This window comes from uncultured Cyclobacterium sp. (assembly GCF_963977555.1).
Lineage (GTDB): Bacteria > Bacteroidota > Bacteroidia > Cytophagales > Cyclobacteriaceae > Cyclobacterium.
In genome coordinates this window covers 115,946-129,106 of the sequence record NZ_CAXBPD010000005.1, presented here as the reverse complement: position 1 = coordinate 129,106, position 13,161 = coordinate 115,946, and the positions used below count along the sequence as shown (strand labels likewise).

The following is a 13,161-nucleotide window of genomic DNA, read 5'->3' as shown; positions in this document are numbered from 1 at the left end:
AAATAATAATTTAAATGTTAAATAATTCAGTAAAATTTTTAGATTTAATTTTTAATCATAAAATTAATAAAACCCTTGATCTATTTTGGCTAGGTGTTGTTATTTATTTTGCTGGATTCACTCTATCTACAACAACTACCGTTAGCTATATTATTTGTCAATTATCCCAATTATTGGGCATTTTATTATTTTTACCAACCGCTATAAATTTAATCCACTGGAAGTTTGATAATAAATATTTGAAAATAGTTTTTATTATTTATTGCTCTTGGCAATTATCTGTTATTTCCAGAGGATTTTCCTTTGAATATGAGGATTTAAAGAGTTATTTATTTGATGTGGATGGAGGTGTATTTCGTTATTTTGTCCCACTGATATTGCTATTTCCAAAAAATATTTTTATTTATAAGAAAATTTATAATGTTATCTTTATTTTAGGAATTTTGTTTATAATTTATACTGTATTGTTCTTTAATAATTTAATGAATTTAAATTATATAAATAACGATACAAAGTTTACCTTTGAACACTTCACTAAAATTTTAAGTGTGCCAATTGGGTTTATATTTCTTACGTTTTTATATCATTCTAATAGAAAGAAAATTTTTGCTGCTTTAATAATTACTCTAAGTGTGGTTTTTGCAATAATACGTGCACGTAGAACATTATTATTCATGAATATAACCCCACTACTTTTTACTTTCATGTTTTACCTTAGTATAGGGAAGAGGAAATTCTTAATATTAATTTTCTCTCTTATATTGGGATCCTCTATATTTTTGTACGGGATTAAAATTTATAATGAAAATAAAAATGGTGTCTTTAGTTTGTTAACCGAAAGGGTTTATGAAGATACACGAACTAATGTCGAAGATTGTCTCTATGAAGATATGAATAATATCGATTGGATTATAGGTAAAGGAATTAATGGAAAATACTATTGTTCTGGTATAGATTTAAATGATAATTCAGGATATCGGAAAATGATTGAAACAGAGTATTTAAATATTATTTTAAAGGGAGGAGTGATTAGTCTCGGACTTTTATTGCTTATATTAATTCCTGCAATAGTGAAAGGTGTTTTTTATTCAAATAATCTTCTTTCTAAGGCTGCTGCTATTTGGATTTTAATTTGGGTATTGGAATTGTATCCGGCTAATGTCTATAGTTTTTGCTTAAATCATATATTAGTATGGATATCGGTAGGAATTTGCTATTCAAAATCGATTCGAAAGATACCTGAAAGTGTTTTATTAAGAATTCTATCGAATGATAGTCTGATTAGAAAAAGAAAAGTAATTTTTTCAATCTAAAACAGAGTACTTTATTAATTATTAACCTTGCTAATGCTATGGGATTGCCTAAAGTCTTAATTTTCGGTCAACCGTTCAATCAAAATACAGGAGGTGGAATTACCTTATCAAATCTTTTTCGTGGATGGGATAAAAACAAAATTGCTGTTGTAGGAACTGGGCATATGCTTAGGAACCTAAATACTGACATATGCGATTCATATTACCAACTTGGAATTAATGAAAATAAATGGATCTTTCCATTCAATAAATTTCAGCGAAAATTCAGCTCTGGGATAATTGATATTGATAAAGAAAATTTGGAAACTAATAATTCTAAACATACGCCAAATATTTACCAAAAACCTAACTTAAGACAAAGTATTGTTGACCTTTTGTTTTATCCATTGTTAAAATATTTTGGAATTTTCCATAAACTTTCATCCATTAACATTTCAGATGAATTTAGTCTTTGGCTAAAAGAATTCAATCCAGATATTCTATATATACAGGTTCAAGCAAGGGATGAAATTCTTTTCACAAAAGAGCTTCATACCTACTTGAAAATACCTTTGATAATTCATATTATGGATGATTGGCCATCATTTATAAGTTCAACTGGGCTTTTTAAAAAGTATTGGCATAATAAAATTGATGATGAGTTGAAATTATTATTCAATAGAGCTGATGTTCTAATGGGTATCAGTGATGAAATGGCAAAAGAGTATAAAATGAGATACGACAAAAATTTTATTACATTTCATAATCCTATTAATATTGAATTTTGGAAACAACATCAAAGAAGTAATTATGAAATAAATGAATCATGTGAAATTTTGTATGCAGGGAGAATGGGAGTTGGTATAGAAAGTTCATTAGAATTAATTGCTGAGGCTGTAACTAAAGTAAATATAGAACTTGGTATTAATATGAGATTTGTCCTACAGACTCAAGAAAAGTTAAATTGGTTCGATAAATATATGTGTGTCGAACATAGATCCTTTGTCCAATATAATGATTTGCCAAGAAAATTTTCTGAAGCCGATTTTCTTGTGCTACCCTATGATTTTATGTCAAATTCTATAAGGTATATTAAGTACTCTATGCCAACAAAAGTTTCTGAGTATATGATAAGTGGTACACCGATTATAGTTCTCGCTCCTGAAGAAACAGCTATGGTTAAATATGCTCAAGAATTTAATTGGGCAAAGGTATTTACGAAAAATGATGTTGCTTTGTTGAGTGATGGAATTATAAACTTGGTTGAAAATAAGAAAGAGAGAGAAAGGATTGCTCAAAATGCAATCAATGTAGCTGAAAAAAATCATGATTCTAATATAGTGACAAAACAATTTAAACAGCTTATTTGCTCTTTAATTAAATTTTAAAACTTATTCTTATTAATATAATCAATTTCATAATTATCTTATCATTTTAACTTTTGTCAATGCATGAATTTTATTTGATATGGAAATTTCTAATATAAATTTATAGTATTAAATTTTAATAATAAAATTGGTCATGGGTAAAATGAATATAAAATCAAAAATAAAGGTATCTGATGGTTATGATTCGGCGTACTATTTTTTCGTGGACAAAGTGAATGAAAAATTTCCAGGGTTTTCGAAGATTATAGATAAAGTTAAGGATGTCTTTGATAATGTAAAAACAATTAACTCCTTAGAAGAAGTAAAAGATAATCATAAAATTATTCCTTTCGGAATTGTAGCTTCTAATCTTTATTTGAAAAGGTTTAGAAAGGGAGAAATAACCTTTCTTATGGATTCTACCACCTTATGTTTTGCTAGCATGATGAGGTTTTATATTCAACGTAAATTATTTTTTAATAAATTTTTAATTGGAGCTAGCCTGCGTTATGTGAAATACTATTTTGTAGAAAAAAGGGTAATTCGTAGTTTTGATAAAGTAATTGTTGTTTCAGAACATGATGCATCTTATTTAGAAAATAAATTCAATTGTTCCAATATTGAAGTAATAACTAATGGAGCGGATTTCCCTGATTTGACAAAAAAACAATCTAAAACTTTTAATTTCACTTTGGGGATACTTTCTTACTGGGGAGCTGGTAATTATAATGATGTAAATTGGTTTTTTACGGACTATCTACCAGAATTAAAGAAAATTTATCCTGGTCTAAAGATTATTACCGCAGGACGTGGTGCCGATGATTTTACGCTTAATCTCTTCAAACAACACAATATAGAACATCTTGGTGAAATTGATGATTTGTGGGATTTCTTCAACGGAATTGATATTTACATCACTACGCTTAGAAAGGAATGTGGAATTCTTAACAAAGTGTTAGATGCTATGGCCCACCAAAAAATTGTAGTAGGATTAGAACATAATATGTATGCTTTCAAGAGTTTGAAAAATGGATACTTTACTTATAAAAATTTAAATGAATTAATTGATGTTATCGAATTTATCAAAACTAATCCTGAATTAGTCGAATCAAAGATCAATCATTCATATAATTTTATTTTAGAAAATCACAATTGGATAAAAAACTATCAAAAGATGAAAAATTCAATTGATAGATATTACCTGGAAAATAGTATCAACAGAGAATAATACCACTATGAATAAATCTACAGTTATTGCAGTGTTTTGTTACAAGCGTGCAGCTAAACTAAAAGCTAGTATTGAAGCATTGCTCAAGAATTCAGAATGTGCTTCTCTTGAAGTTGTTTTTTTCTGTGATGGTTATAAAAATGAAAAGGACAAACAGGCTGTTCTTGAAACCAGATCGTTTATTGATTCAATCACTGGGTTTAAAAAAGTTCACAAGTGCTTTAGAGAGAAAAATATGACTACTGGTCCTAATTTTATTACTGCGTTTAATTATTTATGTAATAATTTTGATGAGTTTATTGTAGTTGAGGATGATATAGTTGTTACTCCCAATTTCTTGAAATATATGCTTGAGGCGTTAACTTTTTATCAAGATCAAGAATCTGTTTTTTGTGTATCAGGCTTCAGTTATGCTATTCATAAGGGCAATTATAAATATGATAGCATGGTTTTCAAAAGATTTTGCTCCTATGGGTGGGCTAGCTGGTCTAATAGGGTGAAAGATGTAATTTGGGACAAAAGTGGATTGATTAGTTTAATGCAATCTTCGCCTGGATTCAAGCGCCGTTTAAATAGTGAGGGATATGATTTGTATAGGATGCTGAAAAAGCAAATTAGTGGAAAAATTTCAACCTGGGATATTCAGATGCAAGTACACGTTTCTGAAAGTAACTTAAAAGTTATTTATCCTGTCATTTCCAAAACCAAGAATATTGGTTTTGATGTCGAGTCTACTAATACATCTGGAATTGATTTTACAAAAACTCCACAGGATAATGGGCAAAATTTTGATTTTGTTTTTTGTTCTCCGGAAGTAATCGTTCCCAGCTTGCAACGACAAATGCGAAGACCATTTAGTTTACCCCAATTAACTAGGAGGAAAATTCTTAATACAATTAATGATATGTTAATTACCAAATATTAATCTCTCAATTTTGTTTTTTGGTTTGATATCTTCTGTTAGATTATTGTTTGTATCCATTTTTATTTTTAAATAATTTTATATATTAATTTTATTTTTCTATTCGTTAATATTTTTAAGGTTTTATTTATTATTCAATTAAACTTCATCTTCGTTTATAATTAGTATAAAATTTTCTGCATTAATATGAAGGAACGTGTAAAATAATTCGCTAAAAAACACCCTTTTTTCGAAAAATATTTGAGAATTATATTCATTGATCAGAAAATTTCTACATCTAAAATAGTTTTGAAAGGTAAAGATAATATTATAAATATTGCAAATTTATCTATATTATATAATTGTTCATTCGATATAATTGGTAATAATAACAAAGTAGTTATTGGTGATTTATCTGTTTTAAATAATGTTAAATTCTATAATAGAGGTAATAACAATACTGTGTTTATTAACAATAAAGTTAGATTTAATCGATCCGGTTTGATTTGGGTCGAGGGCCAATTTTGTGAAGGTATTATAGGAGATTCTACTACTATTGAGGATTCCCATATTGCCATAACAGAACCTTACTCAAAAATTTGTATAGGAAGTGATTGTATGTTTGCATATGATATCGATTTAAGAACTGGGGACTCACACTCTATTATTAATTCAATTTCAAATAAAAGAATTAACTTTGCAAAAGATATTTATATAGGAAATCATGTATGGATTGCCTCTCATGTAACTGTACTTAAAGGCGTTAGTGTATCTGATAATTCTGTGTTAGCTACTAGGGCTGTTGTAACCAAAAGCTTTACTGAACCAAATATTTTGATAGGAGGGATGCCTGCTAAAAAAATAAAAGAATATGTAAATGGGGATCGAAAGATTATTCTTAGTTAAACCTGGTATATGTGATAATTTTTAATAGTCTTTAATTATATTTGTTTCTAAGTGATGATTAATGCTTCTTTATTCTCTTCTATATGTTTTCCTTTAAGTATATTATTCATGATAATTTATGAAAAATAATCCAAAAATTCTTTTTCTTCTTCATCTTCCTCCTCCCTTTCATGGTTCCTCAATTGTTGGTCTGAATATTAAAAGTAATGCTGTAATTAATAGGTTATATGATTGTTTCTACATTAATCTACTTGCATCCAATCAGGTAACTGAGTCAGGTAAAATTAGTTTAGGTAAAATTTTAGTTTTTTTTAATACCTTTTTTAGGGTTTTTAAGTATCTACTTATTCATCGTCCTAAGATTTGTTATTTTGCACTGACTGTAACTGGAGCTGCGTTATATAAAGATTTTATTTTAGTTTTATTATTGAAAGTGTTTTCTGTAAAACCACTTTATCATCTTCACAATAAAGGTGTAATTAGTCAAAAAGATAATGTTATACATCGTTTTGTTTATAATTATGTATTTAAAGGATCTGATGTAATTATTTTATCTCAACATCTATATTCTGATATAAGTCTTTTTGTCCCAAATTCAAATGTTCATGTATGCCCAAATGGTGTAAAAGATGAAAATATGAACATTTGTCATAATTTAAATAAAGATATTTCAGTTGATAAACTTCCAATTGTTTCAATATTATTCTTGTCAAATTTAATTGAATCAAAGGGAGTATTTATTTTGATGGAGGCATTATCAATATTAAAGAAAAAAGGTGTTGCATTCAAATGTGTTGTAATTGGTAGCGAAGGAGATGTGTCGTCCTCCCAATTTAATAAACGAAAAGCTAAATTAGGATTAGAAGATTTGGTAAGTTACGAGGGGAAAAAATATGGATCAGATAAAATACAAGCTTTTTTAGATGCAGATATTTTTGCATTCCCTACCTATTATAATAATGAATGTTTTCCATTAGTTTTATTAGAGGCAATGAGTTATTCATTACCAATTGTTTCCACTTATGAAGGAGGAATTAAGGATATCGTTGAGAATGAGGTAAACGGATTTCTAACAATTCAAAAGGATCCCAACTTATTAGCTATCTCGCTTGAATCTTTGGTTGAAAATCCAATTTTACGTCAACGAATGGGAAAGGCTGGTAGAAGTAAGTATGAAAAAGAATTTACCGATAAAATATTTCAAAACCGACTTTTAAAGATTTTGAAAGATGTTTTACAAAAATCATAAATATTGATTATTTAATGTTAATGATTTTTTTCCGCAAATACTTTTACAAATAGAATTTTTTATAGGACTGATATATAAATAACGTTTTATCTTCTATATTAAATTTATAATTTCACTAATTTTTTTCTTTTAATTATTTAAAATTTCTATCAACGTTAAAAGTAAGTTAAATGTAATTAACGATTAAAATTTCGATCTAATCCCATTTAAATTTAATTTTAGATAAATAGTTGATTTTCTACATTAATTTTTTATTCTTTATGGACTTACTGTAAAACGTTGTCTTTTAACTACTTCCAGTCTATCCGAAATTGTTATTAGGTACATTCCTGCAGATAAATTTTCTAAGGGAATGATATACCTATTTTTATCCGTAATTAACAAATTGAGTTCAAAATGACTTATTAGTTTTGCGTTCATATCGTGAATCATGATCCTTCCTTCTGTTATTTCAGAATTCAATAATATGTTTAACATATCCTTTGCTGGGTTAGGGTATATTAAGTTCTCTGTGTTTGAGGATTCATTCTGAATTTTGTTATTTGTCAATTTACTTGGGATCTCAAAATTGTTTAATTCCCAGTTACTTCTAAGATTTTCTGCTTGTAAGTTATTGCCTTCCTGTACGGCCATAATTGCAATGCCTGACACTGAAGCTCTGTTTTGAGAAGCTAACATTTCTATATCAAGGATTCCATCTGTTACATGGATCTCATTGAATTCTAACACTGTAGGTTGGTTGTTATTTTTCACGTAAATGTCAAAAGCTTTTTCAACCAATTCCCCTTCTATACTGATGTCGAATACCCTTCTTCCCGCTCTAGCATAATCGCCGGCATGACCAAAGTACAATTCGTTGTGCATCGTGAAAATGGAATAAGAACCGTTCGGAACAGGTATTCTATAAGTTAGGTTTTTAGAATTTCTTTCTGTTTGGAACAACTTATTTTCGGTTGCCTTGCTATTAGAATAAGTCGAAGAAGTTGAGTTATGAAACGTACTATCTTTAGTTGTTTCGCTTATGAATGTATATCCGCTAAATTTTTCATTAGATTTACCACCTGTGTTTAGAAAAAACGTATAGTCTTTAGTCGCTATTTCTTCTTCTTCCTCTTTGTGTTGGTAAATAGCAAAGCCCGAAATAGTAGCCCTGTTTTTACTTGCTAAAATATCAATATTTAAAAGTCCATCTGTAACTTTTATTTTTTTAAATGTTAGGCTAGTCGGTTGATTTTTATTTTCTAGAAACAAATCAAATCCTTTCTTTACGGTTTCATTTTCAATATTTATGTCGAATACCCTTCTGCCTTCTTCTGCTTCAGGTCCTAAAAATCCAAAGTACAATTCATTGTGGTAGGTTTTTATGGTATAAGTCCCATTCGGTATTGGTATGGAAAATTTTAGATTTGATCCGTTTCTCGCCGATTGGAAGAGTTTTATCTCACTAGCCTGAGTGTTATGATAGGTGTACGACTTCTCATAATAATTTGAGAATTTATAGTCTGATGTATAAATGTCACCTTTATAGGATACGTTGTCTACATGTCCTGTATTTAATCTCAGCATTGGCTTCAAATATTCTTGAACTTCAAGGTCAATTTCGCCTTCTTTGTAAATGGATAAACCACTAATACTGGCGTTGTTCACATGAGCATTCAAACCTAGTAGTAATTTTCCATTAGTTACTTTTACATTTTTGAAAGTAAGAGTTATGGGTTGATTCTTGTTAATACTAAAGAGATCAAACTTCTCTTTCACTACTTCATCCTGAAGGCTAATGTCAAAAACTCGCTGTCCCGAATTACTTTTCGGTCCTCCAATTCCAAACCAGAGTTCACTGTGATAGGTTTTTACTGTATAGGTTCCGTTGGGTACAGGAATAGATAGGGTAAAGTTTTTACCAAATCGTTCTGTTTGAAAGATTTGCTCTTGGTTATTACCTGAAACCGAAAAAGTGGATGTTGTTCCATCTATTAGATTAGAAATGATCTTTTCTCCATTGAAATTTAAAGATTCCCAGTTAAATTCAGCATTGGATCCCAAATTGACATTCAAACTATACTCTGTTGATGAGTTTCCTTCATCTGAAGAAATAATTAATGGTTTCTGTACAGAAAGGTTTAAGGGTTCAGTAATACTTTCTAGGCCTTCATTATCTGTAACCTTTACTGTAATTTCATAATTCCCCTCCGGAATTGCGTTCCAGTTAAAATTGTAGTTGGTTTTGCTCGTGCTGCCGAGTAGTTCATTATTGGCATAAAATTCAATTAATTCTATTTCGCCATCTAAATCTATTGCAGAAACTTTGATTTCGAAGGACTCTTTTTCCAAAATGGTAGTGTCTTGAGTAGGAGATTCTATAATGATTAAAGGTGCTACATTTTCTTTTCTGACTTCCACATAAGTGCTGTCAGAGGTGATAACTCTTCCGTATTTATCAAAGACTTCTACATAAAGGAAATGTTTACCTAGGGGTACATTTTTCCAAGTGTAGGAAAAAGGATCCTGTGAGTTTGTAATGATTAGTTTTTCACCAAAGAAATAATTAATTTTTTCCACTTCATCCCTTTTATCCTTATCCACTTCTACTTTTAAAGTAATAGAATCTCCTTCAACTATATTCAAATCGGGGGTTGGATTAATCCATTCTATGTTTGAAATAATATTGGGAATTGACACTTCTGAAATTTTATCAGATTTTTTAATTAAAATAATAGATGAGTAAGGGGCAAGTGTCAATGTTTCGGATATTAAATTTGATTTTAAATCCACATAGGAACCTGGGACTGATACCATTTTAGGCTGAGAAGTTTCATTGAATTCAAATAGAAAGTATTCATTGGGATTTGGAATCTGGGCTTCTACTTCTTGAAGAGCCATGTTCTCTAACCAAAATGAATTCTGGGAATCCTGGCTTTCAATTACGATGACAGCGTCGTCTTCATTTTCTATTTTGGTAAACAAAACCGAATAATCTGATTGAATTTCAGTGATCTTAATAGTATGGCTCTCTGATATGATATGATAAGGGCTATGACTTTGTCTCAGATAGGTTTTTACTAACCCTGTTGAAGAACCTACTCCCCCTAATGTAAATTGATATACTTTTCCTTTAGTTACTGATCCAGCATTGAAAGCAACAATACCTGCACTCGGTAAATCTATCCTTAATGCTTTTCCTCCCTCCGTGCCTTTTTCCTCTATCTGGATATTACAATTATTATCAGGAGACCAACAATAGAGATCTTTTAAAGGTGATCTGAAATCACCATTTGACATTTTACTAACTCCACTTAATGATTTGACAATATAATTAGGGATTTCAACAGGGCCAGTATTAGAACTCTGGTCATGTTGAAAAATTTCTCCCCATAGCTCTAAATCAAATTCTTTCCAGATTACTTTACCTGAAGAATTGGTCGATTGAACCAAAAATGCATTGTTTTGACTAAGGGGATGAGCGTAGACATTTTTTTCAAATATGCCCATTTTAGATATGTCGTTTTCCTTTGACCTTATTTGGATCATTTTTTGATCCCGATTAACAGCTAGAAATTGGTTTCCGTTAATTTGAAGGTTTCTGATAGGCTCTCCCATATGATCATGAACAATCCATAATGATTTTAGGGTATTATAAACATGATTATTTGATATTTTAAGATTACTGGCATTATGAATATATATTCCACTATTAGCTATATTGGAAATAGAATTTCTTGTAATTTCCACCCCGTTAGTATTGTCATCCAAGTATATGCCTTCTACAACCCCATTGTTTAGAGAGTTTGCATTATTAGTTCCGTCATTCGCGCCAATACCATTCATGATGATATTGTCTTTTACTTCTCTGTTGGTATTTTTCGTATTAAGCGAACCTGTCCATGTGTAAATACCGGCACCATCATCTTTATTCGTGCAAAATGTATCTAAAAGATTATTTTTCACAATGGTGTTGTTGCCATTAAAATTTATTCCAATATACCCAGTATTAAAAATTTTGTTAAATTCAATTAGTCCATTATTCGCTGATTCGCTCATATAAATTGCAATCCCGTTTGAATCACTGTTTCTTCCCATTCCAGGAAATTTAAAGGTGTCTTCAATTACATTATTTGATATAATCGCGTTATTATTCTTTTTTGAGTAATTGTCGCTCCAATGTAAAAAAACACCACCGTTGTAGCTATGTTGTAATAGGGAATTTTGTAAAGTGAAATTGGGACTCGCTATGATGTGGACCGCGTTTTTTCCATTGTATCTTATTTCGCAATTCGTAATGCTGATACTCTCCGTATTCTCTAATACAATGTTGTTTTGATTTGAACCTTCAAAAATCAGCCCTTTTATTTCAATATACCTGACTTTGTTCCGGATATCTACTAAAAAATCCTCAGTAGCAATGCTCACGAGGGCTTTTGAGGGGTTGTCATTTGGGTAGTACAACAGTAGCTTTTTAGCAATTTTGTCAAAATACCATTCTCCTTTCTCATCCAGAGTAGCAGGATGGTTTTGAATAAAAAAACCATAATCAACTTGTGGCTTGTATTTGCTTCCTTTGGGATCATATTGAAATGTTGATGAAGAATGAGAAGTAATAAGATGCCTGTCTATTATCCAACGGTTTTTTCTAATTACTATTTCTCCACCAGTGAAGTTGCTTTGAGTATTTAGTTTATTTGTAGAAACTTTATCCTCCCCATTATGGGAATCAATGTTCAGGTATCCAGCATTTTTCTCGGTGTAATTAGGGTATCTTCCTAAAGGGTGTGGTGTTCCTGCAATTGTAAGTATAGACAAGTCCCCAGAAATTCCTTCAACATGAGCTTCATAAAGATTATTGCCTTTAGATTTCCAGTTTTTAATTTCTACCATGCTAGTAACAACGGGTTTACTGCCATTACCATATGCTCCAATAACAATGGGCTTTCCTGGCTCACCAGATTGAATTACTTCGATGCTACCTTTGAAAGTTTCTCCTCTTCGAAAAAGTACCTGATCACCCGGTTTTAGAGAGGTAAAGATTTTATTTAGTTTCTCAATGGATTTCCAGGGTGTATTTGGATTTTGAGCCTCGGCGTAACTTCTAGAATCATCACCTATGGATTCGGAAAAGTGAAAATCTGCTGCCATTGAAAAAGTTGCAACTAAAGAATGAATTAAAAGAGTAAGTGATATTTTTAAAATATTTTTCATTTTTCGCTTATTATTAGACCATTTGGATCATGAAAATATTAATTCAAGCAGGTTGGTTTGAATCCAATTACGTCACACCTTTTTTGATCTTCATCATTTAAAAATAGTATTTTAATCAAAAGAAATAAAAATAATGCATCTTGTATTGTGCAAAATGTAATTCTATTTAAATAGTTTATACCTATAATATAATTTATAAAATTCGATTTAAGCAAATAATTATTGTTAAATAAATTTATGATTTATCTTCTAAAATCATGAATTATTACTAATGATTTATTAATTGCATTATACCCCCTTTTTATTGTAACTGATGAAATCCTTTCCTAGAAACTAATTTAAATTTATAAGCGAAATATATAATTAGTTTAGTTCTTCAATCCTAGGTTCTACCATTTCCAAATGGTAGAACCTAGGAAATGGAAATGATGATCTTGCTAATTTTAACCATTTCCTTTTCTTTCAATGTTTAGGAAATGCCGAATTCGAAGAATAATGTACTTTAATGTTCTTAGAATATATAAGGCAATTCAAACATTTTAATCTTAATATTAGATTTGAGAAAATTAACAAGGTAGTTTTTTACCAAGAAGAAAAAAGGGGTTTTATAACCTGATTCAAAAACCTAAGTAAATCACTGTTGTGGAAAGCTTCAAATAGCAAGCGCTCTTTTTAATGGTTTAGAATATAAGTGAATGTTTTTTGAATGTTTCCATTTTAAAGTATAACAAAATAGGGCTAATGTAATGAGCAGTTCATGTCAAACTTAGGATATAGAAATGATCAATAAAGAGGGAAATAAGTCCTTAAATTTGAATATTGTGTTAGACTCAAGCTGAGTGATGGTTAATTTCGATCAATCAGGAATATTGAGGAAACATTTTTAGGCATTTATTCTACATTTTTAAGTGTGTAAAACGAATTGTTTAAGGAATTTTTATATATTTGAAGACCAACTAAAAAATTGCTGATTTACTAATGAAAGTATACTGCAATTATAAAATAGATGAGTGATATACAATAAG

At 29.8% G+C, this 13,161-nt stretch carries 7 protein-coding genes; 6 read left to right on the top strand and 1 reads right to left on the bottom strand.

Translation table 11 applies throughout. From position 1 onward, the window contains the following. Positions 1 to 14: 14 nt before the first annotated feature. From AAC073_RS07815 to AAC073_RS07790, 6 genes are all read left to right on the top strand, one after another. Positions 15 to 1,313, top strand: a complete 1,299-nt coding sequence (locus AAC073_RS07815; RefSeq protein ID WP_339923294.1) for a hypothetical protein — start codon at positions 15 to 17, stop codon at positions 1,311 to 1,313. A 38-nt stretch (positions 1,314 to 1,351) separates the two neighbouring features. Further along, positions 1,352 to 2,680, top strand: coding sequence for a glycosyltransferase (locus tag AAC073_RS07810; RefSeq protein ID WP_339923293.1), 1,329 nt, complete (start codon positions 1,352 to 1,354; stop codon positions 2,678 to 2,680). Between the two features lie 142 nt (positions 2,681 to 2,822). Next, on the top strand, positions 2,823 to 3,887 hold the full coding sequence (locus tag AAC073_RS07805) for a glycosyltransferase (protein WP_339923292.1): 1,065 nt from the start codon (positions 2,823 to 2,825) through the stop codon (positions 3,885 to 3,887). 7 nt (positions 3,888 to 3,894) lie between these two features. After that, positions 3,895 to 4,812, top strand: coding sequence for a glycosyltransferase (locus tag AAC073_RS07800; RefSeq protein WP_339923291.1), 918 nt, complete (start codon positions 3,895 to 3,897; stop codon positions 4,810 to 4,812). Positions 4,813 to 5,097: 285 nt separating this feature from the next. Beyond that, complete coding sequence (locus tag AAC073_RS07795) at positions 5,098 to 5,694, top strand: hypothetical protein (RefSeq protein ID WP_339923290.1); 597 nt, start codon at positions 5,098 to 5,100, stop codon at positions 5,692 to 5,694. A 118-nt stretch (positions 5,695 to 5,812) separates the two neighbouring features. Further along, the gene (locus AAC073_RS07790; RefSeq protein WP_339923289.1) at positions 5,813 to 6,943 is read left to right on the top strand and encodes a glycosyltransferase family 4 protein; all 1,131 of its coding nucleotides are present in this window, start codon (positions 5,813 to 5,815) and stop codon (positions 6,941 to 6,943) included. Between the two features lie 258 nt (positions 6,944 to 7,201). Here AAC073_RS07790 and AAC073_RS07785 read toward each other — a convergent pair whose 3' ends face one another. Further along, entirely contained in the window at positions 7,202 to 12,136 is a 4,935-nt protein-coding gene (locus AAC073_RS07785) for a malectin domain-containing carbohydrate-binding protein (protein ID WP_339923288.1), read from the bottom strand. Positions 12,137 to 13,161: the final 1,025 nt, after the last annotated feature.